The organism is Acinetobacter sp. SH20PTE14 (assembly GCF_021391555.1).
In the GTDB taxonomy this organism is placed as follows: domain Bacteria; phylum Pseudomonadota; class Gammaproteobacteria; order Pseudomonadales; family Moraxellaceae; genus Acinetobacter; species Acinetobacter amyesii.
Genome location: NZ_CP090067.1, coordinates 664,214 through 686,422 on the forward strand (window position 1 = coordinate 664,214; position 22,209 = coordinate 686,422).

Here is a 22,209-nt window from a genome sequence, read left to right on the forward strand (position 1 = left end):
TTTCAATAAAACTCCACATGAACACATGCGATAGATGTCCACAAGCTGCTGTAAAACAGGTAAACTAATCTTTTCCAATAGATTACCTTGTGGGTAAATTGATGCGACGTTTATCGACTCAAGATCAAAACTTCAAGCAAGCTTTTGCTGACTTGTTGGCTTTTGAAACTGTGAATGATCCAGAACTTTTAAAAACCGTTGACCAAATCATTGCTGATGTTCGTCAGTATGGTGATGCTCATGTTCTTAAATTGACACAGCAGTTCGATCGACATCCAGCGCATCAATTCTCAGAATTAGAGCTGACGCAAGCACAACTGAAAGCAGCATTTGAGGGTTTAAGTTCAGAAGTGCGTGAAGCCTTAGAACTGGCTGCGAACCGTGTTCGTGAATTTCACCAAGCGCAAAAGCAAGATGGCTGGACTTATGTAGATGCTTTAGGAAATACCCTTGGTCAAAAGGTCACACCGTTGGACCGTGTAGGTATTTATGTACCAGGCGGTTTAGCTTCTTATCCGTCTTCTGTATTGATGAATGCTGTACCTGCGCATGTTGCTGGCGTGCCTGAAATTATTATGATGGTGCCTGCACCGAATGGTGATTTAAATCCATTGGTTTTGGCAGCAGCCTACTTAGCAGGCGTACACCGTGTATTTACCATTGGCGGCGCGCAAGCGGTTGCAGCATTGGCTTACGGCACAGAAAGCATTCCATCTGTGGATAAAATCACTGGCCCAGGCAACCGTTTCGTTGCTGCAGCAAAACGTGCGGTATTTGGTCAAGTTGGCATTGATATGATTGCAGGGCCATCCGAAATTTTGGTCTATGCAGAAGGTCAAAACAACGCTGAATGGCTGGCTATGGATTTGTTGTCGCAAGCGGAACATGACACTGTGGCTCAAGCGGTGTTCATTACGCCAGATGCGGATCTTTTAGATCAAGTGGAACAATGGATTGAAAAGCATTTAGAAGCGTTACCAAAAGCGGATATTGCGCGTACTTCAATCGAAAACCGCGGCGCATTGGTTTTAGTCAAAGACCGTGCTGAAGGCGCCGAATTGATTAACCAAGTTGCGCCTGAACATTTGATGCTGTGCTTGGATCAAGCACAGGAAATGGCTGAAGATATCCGCCATGCCGGCGCGATTTTCATGGGTCGATATACACCGGAAGCGATTGGTGATTATTGTGCAGGTCCAAACCACGTGTTGCCAACCTCCGGCACAGCGCGTTTCTCATCACCGCTCGGTGTTTATGATTTCCAAAAGCGCTCAAGTTTAATCATGTGTTCTGAAGATGGCGTGAAAACTTTAGCGAAAACGGCTGATACATTAGCGCAGCAGGAAAACTTAGATGCGCATGCGAGATCTGCGAGATATCGTTACCAGTAATAAAATATAGACTAGGTGAAAAACTTAGTTTTCCAAAACTATAAACCTCTCCCTAACCCTCTCCTGAAAGGAAAGGGGAAATCTCATAAAATGAATATTCCTCTCCCTGAACGAGCTTTAAGGATTCCTTTAAAGCGAAGTGCAAGAGGGGTTAGGAGAGGGTGAAAAAGAGCAAAATAAAATGCCAAATATTACCTCTGAACAAATGCGTTTTTGGAGCCCTGATGTACGTGAATTAGAACCGTACACACCGGGTGAGCAGCCTAAAATCCAAAATATTTTAAAACTCAATACCAATGAAAATCCGTATCCGCCATCGCCAAAAGTGGTGGAAGCAGTTCAAAAAGTATTGGCAAATTCTGCTGATGTTTTACGTTTATATCCAGATCCAGATGCGTCTGAGTTAAAGCAAGCGATTGCAAAACAGCAGCATGTACCTGTTGAGCAGGTCTTTGTCGGCAATGGCTCGGACGAAGTGCTGGCGCATATTTTTAAAGCCTTTTTTGTGCAAGAACTGCCGGTTCTGTATCCAGATATTACCTACAGTTTTTATCCGGTATATAGCCAATTTTTTGGTATAGCTGCCAATACTAAAATTTTGCCGCTGAACGATGACTTTGAAATTGTGGTGGATGACTATAAACAGCCAAATGGCGGCATCATCATTACCAATCCGAATGCGCCTACTAGCATTGCTTTAGGTTTGTCTGCAATTGAGGAAGTCCTGCAAGCTAATCCAAATTCAGTGGTTGTGATTGATGAAGCGTATGTCGATTTCGGTGCTGAATCTGCTGTGGCCTTGGTTGCAAAATATGAAAATCTTGTGGTTTGTCAAACGACGTCTAAGTCGCGTTCATTGGCCGGTTTGCGTGTCGGTTTCGCGATTGCGCAGCCGCATTTAATCGCAGCGCTTGAGGCGGTAAAAAACAGCTTTAACTCTTATCCGATGGACCGTTTTGCGATTGCAGCAGCCGTGGCGTCATTTGAGGATCAAGCGTATTTTGAAGCGCAAAATGCCAAGGTGATTGCGAGCCGTGAAAAACTAGTAGAGCAGCTGTCTGAGCTGGGCTTTAAGGTATTGCCGTCTGCGGCAAACTTTATTTTTGCCTCATTGCCAAATAAAGATGCAGGTGAGTTGGCTGCTGAATTACGCGAACGCGGGATTATTGTGCGTTACTTTAATAAGCCGCGGATTAATCAATTCCTACGTATCACCATTGGTACAGATGAACAAAATCAGCGCCTTGTGGATACGCTTAAAAACGATATTTTGGCTTGATTGCTGCAAGCTACTATAGATTTAAATCTACCCTAATCTTCCTTTCGAAAAGGTGAGAAGCACTGCTTCGCAAGGGGGGGTATAAAAAAGCGATTCAATTGAATCGCTTTTTTTGTTTAATCTTCCGTATACCACGTGTTTAACAAATCCAGCATCGCTTCGACTTTATCAAAGCATTCTTGATATTCAGCATCGCAATCTGATGCGATGGTGATTCCGCCACCTGCCCACAGCGAAACCTGATCTTGGTATTTTTGAATAGAGCGGATTAAAATATTCCAAGAGCCCGTGCCATCGTGATTAAAATAACCCATCGAGCCGCAATAGGCGCCGCGAGGAGCACCTTCAAGTTCATCAATGATTTGCATCGCGCGAATTTTAGGTGCGCCGGTAATCGAACCGCCCGGCAGTGCTGACATCAGAACTTCAAAAGGGTTTACATCTGTTTTCAGCACGGCCTCAACTTCACTGACCATGTGATGCACTTGGTTAAAACTTTCAATATCAAAAAGTTTAGGTGTTTTTACAGAACCTGTTTCAGCATAAACACTCAAATCATTACGCAGTAAATCGACAATCATGACATTCTCAGCCATGTCTTTTTCAGATGATTTTAATCGTTGTTTTGACTGCGCATCTAAAACTGGATCTTCATAGCGAGGCATCGTGCCTTTGATTGGTTTAGTAATAATCTTGCGTTTAGGCTTAAAATCTATAAAAAGTTCAGGCGAACAACTTAAAATTTCAAAATCATTAATACGTAAGTAGCCTGAATATGGTGCATCAGTCAGTGACCAAAATTCTTGAGCAGTATCTAAGAGTGAACCGTTTGCTTGAGCTGTGAACTCTTGTGTTAAATTAATTTGATAGCAATCGCCCGCTTTAATATATTCCTGAACTTGATCAAAGGCTTTTGTGTAGTCTGACTTGGACCATCTTGCAGTACATTTTTGTCTTAATTTAAATTGATTCTGAGTGATCTCTGTTTGAATGAACTGATCAATGTAGTCGTAAATTTGAGCTGCAGAATGATCAGAACTATAAAAATACCAACCATCATTTTCTAGTCTTAAGAAACTAGAAAATTGTCCTAAAAACAAGCGAGGTTGCGCTTTGGCGTGCAAGGAAATCTGTTGCTGCGCTGCATAATCATAGCTAATAAAACCAGCCCAGCCCCCAGAAAACCCGCTGCCTAAGTTTGAACATAAATCTTGGAAGGCAATATTTTGCAAGGGCTGAGTATCAGATTCCTCATATTGATCTAAATTGGTACGGACATAAGCTTTAAGTTCATCATTCTTCAATTGTTGATATTGATTTGCCAAAAAGCAAATAACAGGTTGGTTTTGATCTTCTAAAAAAATCACATGTGACAAGGGCGCAAGCGCTTGCAAAATCTTTTGAGCACTAACAGTTTGTTTGAGAATAAATTTTTTAAAAGAAATTGGTTTTTGCATCAACAGAAAAATTAACTTTAAAGACTAAAATGGATTTTATACCATTCCTAATTCATTTGGTTTGCAAATACCGTTTATCGGTAAGAATTAGATTGCGACCAACAACAGTTGAACAAATTTCAGCTTGGATATAATTTAATCGAGCGAGCAAACAACTCAAGGAAAGATTTAGCAGTTGTCACAAAATAATATTACAGCTGAATAAATCGAGTGGTTGAAAATCAAAAAAAATAAATACTCTTGGGAGAGTACCGTATGAAAAATTTCACTAAATTAGCTCTAGTTTCTTCAATCGCATTTAGTGCGAATGCTATGGCTATGCAAGCAATGGACGATGCTGCACTTAGTTCAACCACTGGTCAAGATGGTATTAACATCGGGATTGGTATCTCTAAAATTGAAATTGAAAAACTTTTCATTCACGATAACGACGGTTTAACGGACACAGCTAAGGGCGGTACAAGTACTGCTGGTGCGATCGTTATTCAAGGTAACAAGAAAGCTGGTGATCCTTTAGAAAATAAAGGTATCGTTATTGGTGCAAACTATGATAACGGTGGAGCTTATCTTCTCGCTTCTCGCAATTTAGCTGATTTACGTATTGATACTGATGCTGGTACTGGTGCAAATGGTGCATTCATTAACATCGCAGCTGATGTTTCTGGTTTAGATATCAAAATCGGTGAAATTGGCGTAACAGCATCTGGTACAGCGGGTACTACAGGCATTCGCCGTGGTGGTGACGATAACAACTACAATGCAATTTTATCTGGCCTTTCTCTAAAAACTGGTCCAATGACTGCAAATGTTCAGTTGGGTGCTGCTCCACAAGGTGCAATGATTAAACTGAGTACGAAAATGGTTGGTGGTTTAGAAATTAAAGATCTTGGTATCCTTGATGCATCAACTAAAACGGCTACACGCGAAGCAGGTGAAATCTTTATCGAAAGCATCAAAGTTGCTGATGCTAATAAAACTGACCTAACGATTAACCAAGATGTTCGTGTTTATGGTAAAGAAGGCACAAACAATGGTTATATTCAAATGGTAAGCAACTCTGGTCCAATTGATAACTATGTGAAAGGTATTCATTTAGGAAGTAAAGACGCTGGTTCAATTGGTGATATCGAAGTTCAAGGCTTACAAACGTTCTACAGCCCAGCAATGGGTGTATATAACCAAGGTTCTGTAATTACAATTTCTAGTAAGTAATTTAGAATAAAAATAAGGCGCGTGTTGATCACGCGCTTTTTTTTACAAAAAAGTGCGGAATGACCCAATAAAGCATAAAAAAATGCTGTTTTTTTATAAAAAAAAAGGTATCTTGCATAATACATGGATGTAGAGCAATAGCTCTAAATAATAATGAAAAAAGGCACATCATTGCCGATAACTAAAAGTTAGAAGATATGTTAGAGATAGCAGTAGGCTCGGCATTGATGTATTACTTTGCCAAAGAGTCCTTTGATTTAAAAGAAAAGCCAGTCGGAACAGTTCACTATACCGAAACATTGGATTCACGAAATGATTCCTTTACTCGGATGCACCGTGAATCTGTAAAAATTAAACCTGCCATAGAAGATCAATTTCGAGGCATCGTTCGGCAAGCTTATGACTACAGTTGTGGTTCAGCAGCCTTAACCACTTTATTAAATGGTTATGTCGGGACACAGCTAACTGAGCAACAGACCATGAATGGTTTGCTGAAATTTGGTGAAACTGAAAAAATCATCGAACGTCGAAGTTTCTCCTTATTAGACATGAAACGTTTTGTCGCTGCTGTGGGGCTAGACAGTGGGGGCTACAAAGGTGAGTTTTCAGATCTAGTTAAGCAAGGTCAGCCTGCGATTGTTCCCATTTCATATGCTGGTTTTAAACATTTTGTGGTTTTTAAAGCCTATAAAGATGGGCGTGTTTATGTTGCAGATCCAGCACTGGGCAATATCAGTTTCGATGAAGTTAGATTCCAAGAAATATGGGAAAACAACACATTATTCTTAATCAACGTTGCGCCTGAGCAACGTAAAAATTTATTAGCTTTGCAAGATTCAGACTTGCGACATGTTGAAGATGCAACCGTGAACCGTTATGCATTGGTTGATATTCAATATCCGCAGTTTTACATGGAAAAAATTGCAGACAAGGCATCTACGATACGACTTGATAAAAACATGAATGAAGAGTCGGAGTCATATGGTAAATCGAATTACAACTTTCTAAGGCTTTACTACAAGAGTAAATGATTAGATGAAAGCGTATAACAAAGTGTCAGGATTAAAAAAATAACAACGGTGGGAAGGAACATGAATCGTAAATGGATGAACAAAACACTACTAGCCATGAGTATTCAGGTGGTGATGGGGGTTGCCTATGCAGCTGAAGAGCCAAGCCTTGGAGAATATGATCCAGTTGAACAAGAGACAGTCGTAGAAGAGTCTGTATCTCCTGCTACTGTGAACCAAGCTGATACTGCACAAGAAGCTGCTGCCGAGCCTGAAATTGGACAGTATGAATCTGTTGAAGAGCCAGTACAATCTGAGGCACCACAAGTCGAAAGTGCTACTGCCACTGAAAAGGCATCGACAGCACTTCAACAGCAAGAGGGTGATGCGAGTCAAGAAGCTAACTTACAGGAAGTATTTAGCTCGAATGAACGTCAGTATTCATTGATTAAAAAAGGTGAAATATCATCTTTTTACGATATCGATTATACTTATTACCGTGATACTCAACTTGATATGGAGATGGCACAAGGCCAACTTTATCAACTCCGTGTACAAGAGAATGCCACACATTCAATGACCAATACATTTACCGTGCAATACGGTGTAATGGACAATTTGACATTCTCTGCATCTGTGCCTTTAGTGGCGAAAACTGATTTATTAAAAGATACTTCAACTGCTGGTTTAGGGGATATTTCTTTAGGCGCACGTTGGGAACCATTCCCATTGAAGCAAGGTCGTTTGCCACTGATTTTATTTGGTAATTTGTCTACGAAAACAGGTGATAGTCCATACGAAGTCAATGCAGTAAATGATCTAGCAACAGGTAAAGGTTACTATTCGGCAGGTATCGGTGCGAGTACGCGTAAATATATTGACCCCGTTGTGTTGTTTGCATCTGTTTCAGCTAACTATGGTTTCAAAGAAACGGGTTTAAACCAACGTCGTGGTACGCGTGTCATTGAAGAGTTTGAACCGGGAATTAGTGGTGGTTTTGCATTCGGTTTTGCATACTCGTTTAACTACGATGTTTCCCTCACCATGTCATATCAACAAAGTTTCAACACCGGCGCAGAATTTACATATAGCAGTGGCGAATCCTATTCACCTGCAGACCAAACCAGCTCAACTCTCGCGATTTCTTTAGGTGTACGTGTATCTCCAGATACGATTGTGAACGGTACGGTGGGGCTAGGTTTAACTGAAGATGCACCAGACGTGTCTTTAGGACTTTCTTTCCCGTTAGATATTCTAGGTTTTGGAAAAAAACTTCGTTAAGAGGGCTGTCGTATGCGTAAAATTCGACTCAGCCCACTTTTTAGTGCGATCGTTTTAACGGGCTGTTCTAGTGCTGCTTTTGCACAATTGGGTACCAACCTTTCAGTTGATGTACGGTCACTTGCATTAGGGAATGCAGTAACTGCTGATCCTCCGGGGATTAGTGCCGTGCATTTTAACCCTGCAGCATTAACTAAAATTGAAGGTTTGCAAACCGATATGCAGGGGATCATTGCAAACTTTGATATTCAACGTGAATTTACCGTCCCTGCGGGTTATAACGTCTTTGGTTATTCAGATGACCCAATGGTCTGTAATGATGGCCCTGAAGTAACGGCAGATATTTGTACGGACTTTAAAGATAAGGTTTCTGGTGATGTTGAATATGCATCCCTATATGTACCTGTCTTAAAAAAGATGGTGGATTTTGGTGCTGGCCAACCCATTGCCGCACCAACGATGGGGATTGCCTATAATCCACCAGGTTCTAAAGCAACATTTGCATCCGCCGTTTATGCGCCTTTGATTGCGGGTTTTGGTGCTGAAAATGGCAACCCCGGTAATTTTATGGGGCAACAAGTTGCTCTAGAGCGTATTACTTATCTATCGCCAACTGTGGGTTATCAAGTTAGTGATGAGCTATCGATTGGTGGTGGTGTAGGGATGTCCTATCAAGCCATTGGATTGAAATCAGATCTACGATTTCCCAATGAGTTGATCGGCATGTTAAGGATGATTGATGAAGTCGTCTGTACGCCATTCAAGGAAAATTCGGACATTATTACCGACATCTTGCTATTGGGGATGTGTAATACCGAAGAAGGGATGAACCCATTTGGCAAATTTGGTCAGATGGAATTGGCTTTAGAGCAGTCACTAAGCCCAAGTTATAACTTAGGGGTTTTGTGGGAGCCACGCGAAGATTTTAGTTTTGGTATGGTGTACCAAAGCGCTGCGAAAATGCGCATGAAAGGCCGTTATCGCATTCATAATGCAAAAGCGCCTCAGGAGATGATTAAGGGTTTAATGTCATCACCAACAGGTCAAATTTTAGCTGCAATTTTAGGTTTCCCAAATGCCGTGCCAAATTCGGAGTCGGGTTTGGTTTCGATGGATTTTGAATATCCACAGCACGTACAGGCCGGGATCAAGTATAAGGTCATGCCTGATTTACAAATCAATTTTGATGTGGGCTGGACCGATTATCGTGCTTGGGACAAATTCCGTTTTGAATTCGACCGTCAAATTTCAGCGCTGAAAATTGCAAAATTATTATCTGAAAATGTGACCGATAATTCTTTGGCCTTACCTTTGAAATTTACATCGCCTTGGAACTGGGGTATTGGTATTGAATATTCTGCAACAGATCGTTTGAAATTACGTGCAGGCTATGAACCAAGGAGTACCTCTATTCCTGATGGTAAGCGAAATACCATGGTCCCAATTAATGGTGCGCAGCTCTTTGGTATGGGGATTGGATATCGTTTTGATGCAGATACGGATTTAGATTTATCAATCGGCTTTTTACGCAGTAAAGATAACATTCCAGCGAATACTAGTAGTCTTGCAAACTTAACCGGTGTGAATAACTTACTTTTAAATCCATATGCTGGACTGAATGTAAAAACCGATACGAAAATCACCATCCTAGGATTAAATTACAGAACTCGTTGGTAGGATAAGCAGACAGAATGAAAAGGATTTTATTCATAAAAACGTTACTTGCACTGTCTGTGGTGCAAGTGTCGTATACCAACGCTGGGGCGTTTCATACCATTATTGGGCCAGATGGGCGCCCAATGGTGGTACAAGTGCAAGAAAAACCAGCAAAGAAACCTAAAGAAAGTCCAACTGCTAAAACGATAGACTCTCAACCTGTACAACAAATTATTCAACCATCCGTAAGCATTAGTCCGTCTCAAACCAAGACACCGATGACACGTCAAACGAGTCCAACAGCACAGGCTGTTGGACCGGTGAATTCTCAACATTTAAGTATACGCGAGCCGGAAAAACGGGATGAAATTAAAGCTGTCACAGTAGATAAAATTAAAGACGTCTCAGGGGATAAACTTCGCAAATCTGAAAAGTCAGCACAAGCGGCAGATACGACAGCAAAAGTCTTGCCTTCAACCGCATGGACAGAAAATTTACAGCAATCAGAGCTAGCCCAACCTCGTGAAGCGTATCAGTCCAAAGTTCTAGCTGGAAAAGATAAACCTGTCGTTGAGAAAAAGATCCTTGCTGAGAAAGTAGTCAGTACTGATCAATCCGTACGATCTTCAGGTGAAAACTTAGAAAATAATCCTTCAAAACAATCGGCTAAGGCAAAACAAGAGCAAGGCTTTTCGACCATGGCTGGTGAAAAGTATGTCAATAATGAATATCTTGAAGATAAAGAGTTTAACTTAGAAGGCAAAAAGCGCTTTTACACCATGCCCGAAGGCGTTATTGATAGCAAGATGGGGCAAACGCGGATGCAAACCATTGAACGTGAAAAAGGTGTCAGTCGCTCCGTCATTGATAATTTATTTAAACGTAATCAACCCGAAGATACAGGCCCAATCACTTTAGCCACATCATATTATCGGGTGTCACAAGCTGACACCATTCAAGGTTTAGGTCAGCAATGTTTTTCGAATAAAAAAATGAAGAAAGCCAAAGAGCTCGACTTAGCTCAAGATATTAACTTATGGCCTCGAGCACCATTATCTGACGAATTTGACTATGAAGTCGTAAAACTAAAATCACCATTACAAAATATTCGTATACATTCATTTGCATCCAAAGTACAAAATCCTACATTTTATTGGCCATTTGCGGTATTTTTAGACAAAAATGGATGTGTCATGGAAGGCGCAGGTGGATTCAAAAATAACCAAGGTGAAGCGGATCATCTTTACCATGAAAAAATTGAAGGCGTGATTCAAGTGCCTAAAGGTAGCCAGTATTTATTTTTAACGCCTTTAGCAACAGCAATTGACGTCGATGGTCGCGTATTAACCAATCAAGGCCAACTTAAATTAACAGCAATCCGTTAAGGACATAAAAAAGAGAATTAGGATGAAAAATAAAATTTTATTACCGTTTGCTTTAACGGCATTGGTTGCAGCGCTCAGTGGCTGTGGCGGTGAAAGTGCAAATGTGAATCCTGAAATTTATGATACCAGTACAACCAATGGTACCTGTAAAAGTAATACCGAAGGCTGTGTTGAGTTCGTTTTAGATTATCCAATTGAAGGTCTGAATTTTAATTGTTCGAGCGACGTTAAAAATACCTACATTACTTTATTTGATCTAAAAGAAGGTGTTTCGACAGGTGCCTGTAAAATTGGCGATACGGTGACTTTCTTTGTTCAAGGTGAAAAATCACGTCGAATTGATTTGGGTAAAGTAGATTTGAAACAAATTTCAAATGTAGCTAGTGGCACGACACCCCCACGTTTGACCTTATTGGATTTGGCTGCCGGCATCGCGGGTAAACCTGCTGCAACGATTTCAAATACCGACGCAACAGTTAAAGTGGCCATGCGTTTGGCTAAAATTATTCAAGCCTTGGCTTTGAAAAATAACAGCGCAGTTACAGCTACAGATATCCAAGCGGTTTATATCAACAATGCAGATAAAGTATTGATTGATCAAATCACTCGGAATGTCGCGACAGCGGATTTCAGTATCAGTTCAGATACGGAATTTAATGACCTGTTTACACCTTGGCTAGACTTGTCCGAAGTCAGCAATGAAAACGCATTTACCTTAGTTTCAAAACTCATGAATATCTCAACCGCTGCGGTATATCAGCCTGAGTTTGCGTTATTTTCAACGGATGGCGTGATTACCAATGCCAGCGGTTCAAATGGACTGGTGGGCTGCGACAAAAATGAATGTTTGCCGACCGATAGTTCAAAAGTCAATTTGTTTGGTCATTTCATGTTAATGACGGACCGCCAAGGCATGACTTTTGGTAGTGGTTTACAGTGGAAGGGTAAAGTTGATCAACAGTTGAGTACCATTGGTGGTGTGAATGTCTTGCTCTTGACGCAGGTACGACCAACACGTTTAACTGCAACGCCACAGGATAATTGGATTGATCCGCTTACAAAGCAAATTGATAAACCTGGCATACTGGGTTTCCGTTTTGATGCAGAAGAAGCCAACTCTGGCCCTTTGATTATTAAACAAGGGACGCTACTTGCCGACAAAATGGTGGTCGGTACAGGTGGAAGTTTATATAAAACGTTAATGGCTAAAAAAGATGATTACGTTCTGACGGCCGATGATAAGAAAAAATTAGGTCTTTGGGAGCAAAACATTAACCAAGTGCAATTTAAAGGCACGATGGATTTATACAAGCTTTATCCGTTATCGTATTTAGACAAAAAAGTCTTTAAGTCTGTTGAAAATGTTGCTACTGGACAAAATTATATCTTCCCCTTGTATGCAGATTTAACCTTTAAATTTACCGATACTTCGATTAAAACAGTGAAATTGGGTGTGGTGATTGACCGTAATGGTGATATTCGCACAAATATAAAATCTGGCGTGCCAGACGATGTATTTACTCGTCAAGATAGCCAAATTGTCGACTTGTCTACACACGCGACGGAAGGCTGTAGCGGAAAAGATGTGCTTGACCCACTGTTAATGAAAGATGACAAAGGTGTACAGCAATATCGTATCGGAACGACAACCCGTACCTTTACGCCTGAAGGAAATATCAATCCAAATACCATTTCGATTCGTATGATTTTAGCTGACCCATATTTCCATACCCTTGATGGCGCGCTGATTGGAATGAACTCAAGTGTGAAAACTTCAGCGGATACATCAATGGTTGTAGGCGGTGCTTTAGTGCAGTTACACAATATGATTAATGCCAATGCAGGCACACGTCCCTCTGGCGTTGCTTTGACAGATTCGGATAATAAAGTGGTGAAGTGGGGGAATAGTTTGGCCAGCTTTAGTTATATTTATAGCTTAAAAAATCCAAACGATACTGCTGCGGCTCAAACGGCGAAGTTAAGCGGTGGTGATATTTCTTTAGAGTTGGCCCCTTGTTACACCATCAAGACAAAATAATCGTCAAATATGAGTAAAATAAAAAAGCCCATCAGTGATGGGCTTTTTTAATATTGAGAGCAGCAAATTAACCAGTGTGATCGAGTCGCGTACCAAGGGTTTCGAGATGCATTTCAAACTGACCTGTTTTGCGGTCAGCAAAATAATGCCGCAGCGTTCTTTCCACACTTGGAAAGGCTAAATCATCCCAAGGAATATCTTCTTCACTAAACAATCGTGATTCAATGGTTTCATCACCCGCACCAAATTCACCATTGATTAGTTCAGATTTGAACAAGGCATAAATTTGCCCAATACGGGGAATGTTATACATGCAATATAGTTGCTCAATGTTGACTTCTGCTTCGGCTTCTTCGCGAGTTTCACGCGCTGCACCTTGCTCCATCGTCTCATAGAGTTCCATATAGCCAGCGGGCAATGTCCACAGCCCATAGCGTGGCTCAATCGCACGACGGCAAAGTAAAACTTGATTGTCCCAAACGGCTAAAGCACCACAAATGACTTTAGGATTCACATAATGAATAAACCCACATGCGGTACAAATACGGCGTATCTGATGATCTCCAAGCGGGATCGCTTCTTTTGTTTTTTGTCCGCAGTTTGAGCAAAAGTTCATATTCATCGTCATGGATTGTGTGAACCGTCAGAATAACTTAAAAATAAAACTTTGGCATCATTTCTAACCAGCTTGGCCGAAATTCAGCTATGATGAAAATAAGATAATTATAAGGATGTAATGTGGATGGATGAGGGTTTATTGACTCAGCGATTGCAGCAACGTTTACGTTTTTCTAAGCGTATTCAACCTGCGCATGCTGCTGTATTGATTGCGATTACCCAAGAAGATAATCCACGCATTTTATTGACCCGCCGCTCACTCTATATGAATAATCATGCCGGTGAGGTGTCCTTTCCCGGTGGCAAACGTGATGCCCAAGACACCAGTAATATCGTGGTGGCGTTAAGAGAAGCTCAAGAAGAAACCGCTCTAAATCCATTTGATGTGCAACTTTTGGGTGATTTACCAATGCAAAAAGCACGGAATGGAATGTTAGTTAAACCGATCGTGGGATTGATCCCGCCTGACGTAAATTTAATACCTCAACCCACTGAAATTGACCGTATTTTTTTTGCATCATTAAGACAGCTTTTAGAAACACCGCCAACGCCATATGAAGTTCGTTTTGCCCAGCAATCGCTTTATTTTCCCAGTTTAAGAATCGAAAACGAAATCGTATGGGGCTTGACTGCACGGATGCTGATTTCCTTATTTCAATATGGTCTGAATTATCAAAAAGAATGGCCTTTTTTATTAAATTCTCCTTCATTTCATTTGGGCCGTGAGCCATAAATCATTTTTAGAAAGTCAAAATAGGATGTTTGATCATGTTGTACAAATTTCAAGGATATAGCCCGAAAGCCACGCATCAACCTTGGGATGGTTGGGTTGCAGAAAATGCAACGGTCATTGGGAAAGTTGAATTAGGCCGAGAAGTGAGTGTCTGGTTCGGAGCCGTCATTCGAGGGGACAACAGTCGTATCAAACTGGGTGATTTTACCAATGTACAAGAAAATGCGGTGCTGCATACCGATGCCGGCATTGAAATGATCATTGGTGATTATGTCACGATTGGGCATCAAGCCATGCTACACGGATGTACCGTAGGTGATAATAGTCTGATCGGAATCAATGCCGTGGTTCTAAATCATGCTGTGATTGGTAAAAATTGCATCATTGGTGCGAATGCTTTAATTCCAGAAGGGAAGGTGATTCCGGATAATTCTGTTGTGATGGGTTCACCGGGTAAAGTCGTCAAGACTTTAGATGAGCAAGCCGAAGCACGTCTAAAAATGAGTGCCTTGCACTACGCCGCTCATTTTAAACATTTTACTCAACTCGAAGTCGCTGAACTTTAGAGCGCTATACATGGTAAGCAAAAAAGCCTCGACGTTTGTCGAGGCTTTTTTATAGATTAAATACAGAAAGCGCTGAGTCTGTGGTGGAAAATCTCGCGAACTGCGATGGAGTGGAGTATCATATTCAACGTTTTTTAAGATTAACTTTAATTAAGGTTGCGCATGAAATTACTGGCATTGGAAACTGCCAATGAGCAGTGTTCCGTCTCGATTGTAGATGAAACTCAAGAGCTTTATTTTCAACTCGATTTACGGGCAAAAGCGCAGACACAAACCATTCTCCCAATGATTGAGCAAGGGCTTAATCAAACTGCTATTGAGTTAGCGGGTTTAACTGCGATTGCATTTAGTCGTGGGCCTGGCTCATTTAGTGGTGTCCGTATTAATGCAGCGGTAACACAAGCCTTGGCATGGGCCAATGACGTACCTGTTGTTCCAGTATCGACTTTGCAAGCTTTGGCTCAAGCGGCGCATCGTCTACATGGTTTGACTGAAATAACTGCAGTCCTTGATGCACGCATGCAAGAAGTGTATATCGCAAGCTATCAACTCGATGCCAATGGCATTATGCAGGCTGTAGATGAAGAACAATTATTAAGCTACGCAGATGCCACACCACAGATCAAATTTACTGTCGTGGGTTCTGGTAGTGAGCTCATTCAATCAGAACAAACACAATACAAAGACTTAAGTGCAACAGCACAAGATATTGCTACTATTGCCCGCGAAGCGGCGCAAAGAAAAGCATGGGTGAGTGCTGAACTTGCATTGCCCGTATATTTACGAGATAACGCCTGGAAGAAAATTTCAGAACAAGGCAAGCCATAATTAGGGTTATATATGGATCTTCTACTGCTGCTCAAAGCGGCAATCATGGGTATTGTTGAAGGTATTACCGAATTTTTACCGATTTCAAGTACAGGGCATTTAATTCTGGCTTCAGAATTAATGAACTTTTGGACCAAAGAAAAAAGTGATGTTTTCGTGATCGCAATTCAAATGGGTGCGATTGCGGCGGTGATTTATGAATACTGGGGCCGCCTGTGGGGCGCAGCAACCGGTATGGTGACTGGTGAAGAAAAAGGTCGCCGTTTAGGTTTTGGCTTAATTCTCGCTTCGATTCCAATCGTGTTGATTGGTTTGACGTTTGGTCAGACGGTGAAAGAACTGCTGTTCAATAACATTGCGATTGCTATGGGGTTGATTATCGGTGGTTTGATCATTATTTGGATCGAAAAAAATCCACCGCAGGTGCGTGCCAAAGAAGTAGAAGATTTAACCATTAAAGATGCGATTTGGATTGGTTTAATTCAAGTTTTGTCTTTAATTCCAGGGACTTCACGTTCAGGCGCAACTATTATTGGTGCTATGTTCTTGGGTGTTTCTCGTAAAGCAGCCACTGAGTTTTCATTCTTTTTGGGTATTCCTGTTATTGTCGGTGCAGGTTTGCTGGATTTATATCAAAGCTATGATGTATTTCAAGGCACTCAAGATTGGACTGTGATCGCCGTTGGTTTAATCGTTTCATTTGTCTCTGCATTGATTTTAATTCGTGCGCTTGTCGCTTATGTGGCAAAACGTGATTTCATGATTTTTGCGTGGTATCGAATTGTTTCAGGTTTATTGATTTTATTGTTCGCATTTACAGGCTGGAAATTATGGTAAGCGAAATCCGCTTATACACAGAACAAGAGTTTCATGAGAAAGCACAGCAGTATTCTGCTGTGCTTTCTTCACGTGGTGTATCTGTAAATATTGAATTGATTGAAAAATTAAACGCGCGTTTTTTACGTTTAAACTCTGAACTCAGTTTGTGTGTCGACGCAGATGGTTTGTGGTTAGCGGCCAATGGCATGAAGATGCAACCCGATTGGAAAGCAGAAGTGGGGCGTTTAAAGCGAGCATCCTTAAAGTCTGAGATGATTGCACGTGCGTGTAATTTGGCTGAAAAGCCACAGCTTGTGGATGCAACCGCAGGGCTAGGGCACGATAGTTTATTGATGGCACATCTGGGTGCGCATGTGACCCTTGTGGAACGTCATCCAATTTTATTTACCCTATTGGAAGACTCACATCAACGCGCGCAGAAAGATGCATTTTTAAGTTCGGTTGTGGCACGAATTGAATTGGTCTTTTCAGATTCGGCAGACTTTTTGAAACATTTGTCGACGACCAATCAAATCTTTGATGTGGTTTATCTCGATCCGATGTTTCCACAGCGAGATCAAAACCAGCAAGCCGTCAAAAAGCAAGCTCAGGTCAAAAAACAAATGCAATTATTGCATTTGCTGTTACCTGAAGATGGTGAGATGGATTTAGGTGATAATTTACTGGATTTAGCACAAAAAATTGCTAAACGTGTCGTGGTTAAACGTCCACGATTGGCGGTTTTTTTAGCGAATCAAGAGCCACAACATCAGTGGCAAGGTGATGCTTGTCGCTTTGATGCATATTTCCAACATGATCTTGTGACTTAAAATGATATTTGCTTCAATATTGTTCAAAGATTTGTTATATAGTTAAAAAATAGCATTGCTAAAAACGACATCAGGCATAAAATTATTTGTGCAATTAAGCGAGCCAAGGCCACCATTAGAACTCTATGATTGATTTCAAACCCTCCATCAATTTTTGGCATGATTTTAAAAGCAACCAAACTGCGGGGATGTGGTTATTTTTTGGGTCTCGTCGTTCTTTACAAATCGTTCGTCCATCGATTTTACAATTGGTGTTTTGGGGGATTTTAGGTGGTTGTGCCAATAGTTTATTTAGTTGGCTCAGCACGGGGCGTATTGGTGAATTTAACGCTCAAGGTCTTATAAGTTATGCATTGTGGCCATTTATTGCTTTAATTGTGGGGATTTTCCTATCACAACGTGTAAATAATCCACGGTTAATGTTGGTCCCTGCATTGCTTTGGTTGGTGCTTGATACGCACATCATGTTGTTTCAATGTTTGATTCAATATTTGGGAGATCTCGATTTTCTCCCATATTTTCTGTATGACTACATTCCAACGTTATTCATTATTCTATTTGTTTGGCAAAGTTTGGCTGTCGTTTGGGTGTTTTCACGTGAGCTGAAATGGCCATGGTGGGAGCGTGCACTGATTATGGGTGCGACGCTATTTACTTTGGTCGTGTGGCAAGTCTCAGTCAAAGATCAGCCGATTTGGAAAGTAGAAGAAGTTCCTCCAAGCTTTGCTGAAGATGCATTTTATGCACAAAGCCGTTTACTCAATAAATCCTTAGATGCAGTGGAATATGGTGAATTTGCCCAATCCCATTGGTACTTCTTAGGGGTGGCGGGTGCGAGTTATCAAGATGTTTTTAAACTGGAAATTGAACGGATTAAAGAACAGTTTGATACACGTTTTGGCACCTATGGGCGTTCGGTTGAGCTGATCAATAACCCTGCAACGCGCACTGAAATTCCGCTGGCATCTAAAACCAGTATGGAGTTGGCGCTGCGTCGTATTGGTCAACAGATGAACCGAGAAAGTGACGTCTTATTTTTATATATGACCTCACATGGTTTACCAAATGTCTTTGAAATGGAAAATGCACCTTTGGATTTGGCGCAAGTCGATCCTAAATGGTTAAAAGAAGCCTTGGATGCATCCGGAATTCGTTGGCGTGTGATTGTCATTTCTTCATGTTATTCAGGCAGTTTTATTCCAGCACTGCAAAATGATAATACTTTAATCATTACTGCATCGGCAGCTGATCGACAGTCTTTTGGCTGTTCGAATGAAGCTGAATACACCTATTTTGGTCGTGCGTTCTTTGATCAGGCGATGCGTGAGCAGACCAGTATTCAAGCGGCATTTAATGAAACCAAAGCGACTGTAGCGAAATGGGAAGCAGCGCAAGGTTTCGAACCTTCTGAACCACAGTGGTCGATGGGGAAAAACATGGCATTAATGTTGCCTCAATTAGAACAACGATTGTTCCCGCCGACGACTACTGCACCGGCTACGACGGTTACGCCTTAAAAGATCAAAAAAGTTTAGGATAAAGATCATGGAATTAGTACAACGAAATACCTGTTTTGCGGGTGAGCAGCGCATTTATCAATTGGATTCTTCAAGTCTAAAAACCCCAACAAAGTTTGGTATTTTTCTGCCAGAAGCAGCCTTGCAAGGCCAAGCGTGTCCTGCATTGTTTTATTTGGCGGGATTAACCTGTACTGAAGAAACCTTTGCCATTAAAGCGCATGCTCAGCGTTTAGCTGCGCAGCTCGGCCTGATTTTAATCAGCCCTGATACTTCTCCACGTGGGGAACAGGTAGCGCAAGGCGATCATTGGGATATTGGGCAGGGTGCGGGCTTTTATATTAATGCAACGGAACAACCGTGGGCCGAGCATTATCAAATGGAACGTTTTCTTACTGAAGAATTGTATTCGCTGGTACAGGCTGAATTTCCGGTACAAAAAGCTGCGATTGGCATATTCGGACATAGTATGGGCGGTCATGGTGCATTAACTTTAGCGTTGAAGCATCCTGACCTGTTTAAATCGGTTTCTGCTTTTGCACCGATTTGTGCGCCGAGTCAGTGTCCATGGGGCGAAAAAGCTTTTAGTCAATATCTAGGTTCAGACCGTCAGCAGTGGCTTCAGCACGATGCTACAGCTTTAGTGCAATCCAAAGGGGCTTTGTTTAAAGCCATTTTGATTGACCAAGGCATTGATGATCAATTTTATAGCCAGTTAAATCCGGCTTTGTTTAAGAAAGCGTGTGAGCAAGTTGGGCAGCCACTCGAACTGCGTGAACATGCAGGCTATGATCATGGTTATTATTTTATTCAAAGTTTTATGGACGATCATTTGCAATTTCACGCTGTCCAATTGCAAACAGCGGTTCATTAATTCTAAAGTCAGTGGTTAAAAATATTGAGGCATAGCTTGCTTTGATATACGTATAAATAAAGCATGGTGATGAGCATTGCCATGCAAATGAATAAATTCGACATACCAAAAAAAATAATTTAGGGTACTTATGCAAAATTCACAAATTGAAACGCCGCTTCCGCCAGAGCTGCCCGTGATGAATCCACCGAGTCTATTTGGTGAGACAGAACAGGCTAATGTTTTGGGACGAAATTATCATTTTAGGTTTAAAGGTAATGCGTCTGAATATTTCGGTATTTGGATCGTGAATATCTTACTGACAATTGTCACGCTTGGACTTTATGCGCCTTGGGCAAAGGTCCGCCGTTTACGTTATTTTTACGGTAATACTTGGGTATTTCAGCGTCGTTTTGACTTTACTGGTTTGCCTACAAAAATTTTAGTTGGGCGCATCATTGCGCTAGTGGTCTATGGTGGTTTCTCTTTTGCTGCAAAATATTCTTGGGAAGCTTTCTTAGCGGGCTTTGTCCTGATCTTTTTCGCAGTTCCTTGGCTCATTCGATCTACGATTCGTTTCCGTGCTCGCAACAGTAAGTTTAGTAATAGCCGATTCTTTTTTTCAGGGACGAATAAAAGCGCGTATTGGTGCTTTGTTAAATGTCTTGCGGTGGTTGTCTTTACCCTTGGGTTGTTTACACCAGTTGCGGTCTGGCTATATAAACGTGAATGTCTGAATCATTTGTATCTGGGGCAGTTGAAATTTAATCTGAATAATACGTGGGGCGATTATATGCGCGCCATGTATGTGCCTTTATTTCTGTTTATGGGTTTTGGTGCATTGCTGGCAGTGATCTTTGCGATATTGTTTGGTAGCTCAGATGGTTTAAATGACGCATCTTATGTCTTCATTATTTTTGGTATGTATTTGATTGGCTATATGTTTATTTGGCCACTCACAGCTGCACGTATTTTTATTACCACTTGGAATAACACCACGTTGAGCCGCAGTCAGTTTCATACGGACTGTAATCAATGGCGCTATGCATGGATTGTCTTGAGCAATTGGTTGGCTAAAGTGATTAGCCTCGGTTTACTGACACCATGGGCAGTTGTACGACTATATAAATATCAGACGGAATCTTTGCATTTAATGTTGGTCGATGATCCTGATCAATTACAAAATCAAATGCAGCAAGATCACAATGCAATTGCTGAAGAATTATCCGATATTTTTGACCTAGATATTTCCTTATAACGCAGGTGAATTACATGAAAACATCAGTAGTGAATGCAACCTATTATGATGGGAAAGTGTCAAAACCCTTTGTTGCTCAAATCAGCGCAGATGGGGAACATGCTGTGATTGTGCGTTATGGTCAAGACCTAGAACAAACGCAGCATTACACCTATCAAGATATGACGCTGATTGGTGCTTTAGGGGATATTCAGCCGGTGATCGAGTTAAAGGACGATGCTCGTTTAGAGTTTCATCAGCCTTTGCCAGAGTGGTTCAATCTCGATGTAAAGTCGCGTTGGCATTCGATTTGGAAGTTAGAGCGTTCTCCCTCCTTAATCATTTTTAGTGTGATTTTCGTGGTGGCTTTTGCTTTTGTATTGATTAAATGGGGCATACCTGCGGCGTCGCATGTGGTGGCCAATCAACTGCCTGAGACAGCGTTAAAGAGTTGGGGCGATCAGGCGGAAAAATATATTATCGATATGACTGAACCCACAAAATTGCCGCAAGCACGTCAAGACAAGTTGAAGCAAGAATATCAACAATTGGTGGCTGAAAATCGTCCTGCGAAGTTGTTATTCCGCGGTGGTGCCAGCATCGGTGCAAATGCATTGGCGATACCCAATAACACCATTATCGTGACAGATGAGTTGGTTAAATTAGCGAAAAATGATTATGAGCTCATAGGTGTGCTTGCCCACGAACAGGGGCATTTAGTTCAACGCCATAGTTTGCAGCAAAGTTTGTCAGGTTTAGGCATCAGTATTATTTTGTTGATGATTACAGGGGATGGCTCAGATATTCTCACCAGTTTACCGGTTGCTGCGGTGGGTGCGAGTTACTCACGAGACTTTGAATCTGAAGCAGATTTATATGCCTTAAAACAACTTTCAAAACATCAAATTCCAACGGCACATTTTGCAAACTTCTTACAACGTATGGAAAATGAAGCTGATGGTGAAACAGCAAAAGAGAAAGGTGCAGAGGATGAAACTGCAAAAGATCAGAGATCTTGGACAGACTTCTTTGAGTCACACCCAGCGACGAAAGCCCGTATTGATGCAGTTAGAAATTATCAATCCCATCAGCATTGAGTGAAAGGCTTTGACAATATGGCGACGTAGACTACGGTTCGCGTTGCCATGTTGCACTGAGTTCTTCTTGTCCCATGCGGATCAAATGATCTAATACCACATGTTCCAATTGATCTAGATTTGTACTTGGATCTTGGGCTGAAATCACCACATCTAAAAATGCAGCTTGTGGTAAAAGACTGACCTCTGCAGAGGGCAGTTGAATCTTGAATGCAGTATTTTCTCCAATGATCTGTTCATTGACTTCAAATTTATGTTTCCAATGATTGACTAAGCGCTTAGCAACACGTGCTGCTTGGGCGGTGGTGATGTGTGTTGAGCTTTTCATAGATGCAATTTTATTGTGGAGTCGTCAGTCCTTTAACTTAGCAAAGTACATAGATACCCGTTAAGTCTAAAAAT

General features: G+C 41.4%; 20 protein-coding genes. 17 read left to right on the top strand and 3 right to left on the bottom strand.

Annotated elements, in window-relative coordinates:
- Nucleotides 1-89: 89 nt before the first annotated feature.
- Entirely contained in the window at nucleotides 90-1,391 is a 1,302-nt protein-coding gene (gene hisD, locus LXF01_RS03290) for a histidinol dehydrogenase (protein ID WP_180103103.1), read from the top strand.
- Nucleotides 1,392-1,572: 181 nt separating this feature from the next.
- Nucleotides 1,573-2,670: a histidinol-phosphate transaminase gene (gene hisC, locus LXF01_RS03295; RefSeq protein WP_180103102.1), complete on the top strand. Its 1,098-nt coding sequence runs from the start codon at nucleotides 1,573-1,575 to the stop codon at nucleotides 2,668-2,670.
- A gap of 116 nt (nucleotides 2,671-2,786) precedes the next feature.
- On the opposite strand, the gene pabB is transcribed toward hisC, so the two are convergent.
- The gene (gene pabB / locus LXF01_RS03300) at nucleotides 2,787-4,127 is read right to left on the bottom strand and encodes an aminodeoxychorismate synthase component I (RefSeq protein ID WP_180103101.1); all 1,341 of its coding nucleotides are present in this window, start codon (nucleotides 4,125-4,127) and stop codon (nucleotides 2,787-2,789) included.
- A 255-nt stretch (nucleotides 4,128-4,382) separates the two neighbouring features.
- Between pabB and filA the strand changes: the two genes are divergently transcribed.
- The 6 genes from filA (at nucleotide 4,383) to filF (ending at nucleotide 12,709) form a co-directional block, all read left to right on the top strand.
- Entirely contained in the window at nucleotides 4,383-5,339 is a 957-nt protein-coding gene (gene filA / locus LXF01_RS03305) for a putative pilus system protein FilA (protein ID WP_180103100.1), read from the top strand.
- A 197-nt stretch (nucleotides 5,340-5,536) separates the two neighbouring features.
- Nucleotides 5,537-6,370, top strand: a complete 834-nt coding sequence (gene filB / locus LXF01_RS03310; RefSeq protein WP_111884773.1) for a putative pilus system C39 family peptidase FilB — start codon at nucleotides 5,537-5,539, stop codon at nucleotides 6,368-6,370.
- A gap of 60 nt (nucleotides 6,371-6,430) precedes the next feature.
- Entirely contained in the window at nucleotides 6,431-7,630 is a 1,200-nt protein-coding gene (gene filC, locus LXF01_RS03315) for a putative pilus system protein FilC (protein ID WP_180103099.1), read from the top strand.
- Nucleotides 7,631-7,642: 12 nt separating this feature from the next.
- Complete coding sequence (filD, locus tag LXF01_RS03320) at nucleotides 7,643-9,307, top strand: putative pilus system OmpP1/FadL family transporter FilD (RefSeq protein WP_111884775.1); 1,665 nt, start codon at nucleotides 7,643-7,645, stop codon at nucleotides 9,305-9,307.
- Nucleotides 9,308-9,321: 14 nt separating this feature from the next.
- The gene (gene filE / locus LXF01_RS03325; RefSeq protein ID WP_180103098.1) at nucleotides 9,322-10,671 is read left to right on the top strand and encodes a putative pilus assembly protein FilE; all 1,350 of its coding nucleotides are present in this window, start codon (nucleotides 9,322-9,324) and stop codon (nucleotides 10,669-10,671) included.
- A gap of 22 nt (nucleotides 10,672-10,693) precedes the next feature.
- Entirely contained in the window at nucleotides 10,694-12,709 is a 2,016-nt protein-coding gene (gene filF / locus LXF01_RS03330) for a putative pilus system protein FilF (RefSeq protein ID WP_180103097.1), read from the top strand.
- A gap of 67 nt (nucleotides 12,710-12,776) precedes the next feature.
- Here the strand turns inward: filF and LXF01_RS03335 are convergent, their stop codons facing one another.
- Nucleotides 12,777-13,325, bottom strand: coding sequence for an NUDIX hydrolase (locus LXF01_RS03335; RefSeq protein ID WP_078192366.1), 549 nt, complete (start codon nucleotides 13,323-13,325; stop codon nucleotides 12,777-12,779).
- A 126-nt stretch (nucleotides 13,326-13,451) separates the two neighbouring features.
- Here LXF01_RS03335 and LXF01_RS03340 point away from each other — a divergent pair, with 126 nt between their 5' ends.
- The 9 genes from LXF01_RS03340 to LXF01_RS03380 all read left to right on the top strand — a co-directional run bounded on the left by LXF01_RS03340 (nucleotide 13,452) and on the right by LXF01_RS03380 (nucleotide 21,807).
- Entirely contained in the window at nucleotides 13,452-14,060 is a 609-nt protein-coding gene (locus tag LXF01_RS03340) for an NUDIX hydrolase (protein ID WP_180063946.1), read from the top strand.
- Between the two features lie 35 nt (nucleotides 14,061-14,095).
- Nucleotides 14,096-14,626, top strand: a complete 531-nt coding sequence (locus LXF01_RS03345) for a gamma carbonic anhydrase family protein (RefSeq protein ID WP_180063945.1) — start codon at nucleotides 14,096-14,098, stop codon at nucleotides 14,624-14,626.
- A gap of 162 nt (nucleotides 14,627-14,788) precedes the next feature.
- Complete coding sequence (gene tsaB / locus LXF01_RS03350) at nucleotides 14,789-15,454, top strand: tRNA (adenosine(37)-N6)-threonylcarbamoyltransferase complex dimerization subunit type 1 TsaB (protein WP_180103096.1); 666 nt, start codon at nucleotides 14,789-14,791, stop codon at nucleotides 15,452-15,454.
- Between the two features lie 12 nt (nucleotides 15,455-15,466).
- On the top strand, nucleotides 15,467-16,291 hold the full coding sequence (locus LXF01_RS03355) for an undecaprenyl-diphosphate phosphatase (RefSeq protein WP_078191179.1): 825 nt from the start codon (nucleotides 15,467-15,469) through the stop codon (nucleotides 16,289-16,291).
- Nucleotides 16,285-17,103 carry a class I SAM-dependent methyltransferase gene (locus LXF01_RS03360; protein ID WP_218948634.1) on the top strand — a complete coding sequence of 273 codons (819 nt, stop codon included), beginning with the start codon at nucleotides 16,285-16,287 and terminating at the stop codon, nucleotides 17,101-17,103. The genes LXF01_RS03355 and LXF01_RS03360 overlap by 7 nt, the downstream gene beginning before the upstream one ends.
- A 125-nt stretch (nucleotides 17,104-17,228) precedes the next feature.
- Nucleotides 17,229-18,620, top strand: coding sequence for a C13 family peptidase (locus LXF01_RS03365; protein WP_180021433.1), 1,392 nt, complete (start codon nucleotides 17,229-17,231; stop codon nucleotides 18,618-18,620).
- 28 nt (nucleotides 18,621-18,648) lie between these two features.
- The gene (fghA, locus tag LXF01_RS03370; protein WP_180103095.1) at nucleotides 18,649-19,494 is read left to right on the top strand and encodes an S-formylglutathione hydrolase; all 846 of its coding nucleotides are present in this window, start codon (nucleotides 18,649-18,651) and stop codon (nucleotides 19,492-19,494) included.
- Nucleotides 19,495-19,624: 130 nt separating this feature from the next.
- Nucleotides 19,625-20,731, top strand: coding sequence for a YjgN family protein (locus tag LXF01_RS03375; protein ID WP_180103094.1), 1,107 nt, complete (start codon nucleotides 19,625-19,627; stop codon nucleotides 20,729-20,731).
- A 14-nt stretch (nucleotides 20,732-20,745) separates the two neighbouring features.
- Nucleotides 20,746-21,807, top strand: coding sequence for a M48 family metallopeptidase (locus LXF01_RS03380; RefSeq protein WP_180103093.1), 1,062 nt, complete (start codon nucleotides 20,746-20,748; stop codon nucleotides 21,805-21,807).
- Between the two features lie 31 nt (nucleotides 21,808-21,838).
- Here LXF01_RS03380 and LXF01_RS03385 read toward each other — a convergent pair whose 3' ends face one another.
- Complete coding sequence (locus tag LXF01_RS03385) at nucleotides 21,839-22,135, bottom strand: DUF2218 domain-containing protein (protein ID WP_111884782.1); 297 nt, start codon at nucleotides 22,133-22,135, stop codon at nucleotides 21,839-21,841.
- Nucleotides 22,136-22,209: the final 74 nt, after the last annotated feature.

Excerpts from the sequence above, each read along its gene's own strand:
- hisC (WP_180103102.1), top strand. The coding sequence starts at position 1,573 with ATGCCAAATATTACCTCTGAACAAATGCGTTTTTGGAGCCCTGATGTA.
- pabB (WP_180103101.1), bottom strand. The coding sequence starts at position 4,127 with ATGCAAAAACCAATTTCTTTTAAAAAATTTATTCTCAAACAAACTGTT.
- filA (WP_180103100.1), top strand. The coding sequence starts at position 4,383 with ATGAAAAATTTCACTAAATTAGCTCTAGTTTCTTCAATCGCATTTAGT.
- filB (WP_111884773.1), top strand. The coding sequence starts at position 5,537 with ATGTTAGAGATAGCAGTAGGCTCGGCATTGATGTATTACTTTGCCAAA.
- filC (WP_180103099.1), top strand. The coding sequence starts at position 6,431 with ATGAATCGTAAATGGATGAACAAAACACTACTAGCCATGAGTATTCAG.
- filD (WP_111884775.1), top strand. The coding sequence starts at position 7,643 with ATGCGTAAAATTCGACTCAGCCCACTTTTTAGTGCGATCGTTTTAACG.
- filE (WP_180103098.1), top strand. The coding sequence starts at position 9,322 with ATGAAAAGGATTTTATTCATAAAAACGTTACTTGCACTGTCTGTGGTG.
- filF (WP_180103097.1), top strand. The coding sequence starts at position 10,694 with ATGAAAAATAAAATTTTATTACCGTTTGCTTTAACGGCATTGGTTGCA.
- LXF01_RS03335 (WP_078192366.1), bottom strand. The coding sequence starts at position 13,325 with ATGAACTTTTGCTCAAACTGCGGACAAAAAACAAAAGAAGCGATCCCG.
- LXF01_RS03340 (WP_180063946.1), top strand. The coding sequence starts at position 13,452 with ATGGATGAGGGTTTATTGACTCAGCGATTGCAGCAACGTTTACGTTTT.
- LXF01_RS03345 (WP_180063945.1), top strand. The coding sequence starts at position 14,096 with ATGTTGTACAAATTTCAAGGATATAGCCCGAAAGCCACGCATCAACCT.
- tsaB (WP_180103096.1), top strand. The coding sequence starts at position 14,789 with ATGAAATTACTGGCATTGGAAACTGCCAATGAGCAGTGTTCCGTCTCG.
- LXF01_RS03355 (WP_078191179.1), top strand. The coding sequence starts at position 15,467 with ATGGATCTTCTACTGCTGCTCAAAGCGGCAATCATGGGTATTGTTGAA.
- LXF01_RS03360 (WP_218948634.1), top strand. The coding sequence starts at position 16,285 with ATGGTAAGCGAAATCCGCTTATACACAGAACAAGAGTTTCATGAGAAA.
- LXF01_RS03365 (WP_180021433.1), top strand. The coding sequence starts at position 17,229 with ATGATTGATTTCAAACCCTCCATCAATTTTTGGCATGATTTTAAAAGC.
- fghA (WP_180103095.1), top strand. The coding sequence starts at position 18,649 with ATGGAATTAGTACAACGAAATACCTGTTTTGCGGGTGAGCAGCGCATT.
- LXF01_RS03375 (WP_180103094.1), top strand. The coding sequence starts at position 19,625 with ATGCAAAATTCACAAATTGAAACGCCGCTTCCGCCAGAGCTGCCCGTG.
- LXF01_RS03380 (WP_180103093.1), top strand. The coding sequence starts at position 20,746 with ATGAAAACATCAGTAGTGAATGCAACCTATTATGATGGGAAAGTGTCA.
- LXF01_RS03385 (WP_111884782.1), bottom strand. The coding sequence starts at position 22,135 with ATGAAAAGCTCAACACACATCACCACCGCCCAAGCAGCACGTGTTGCT.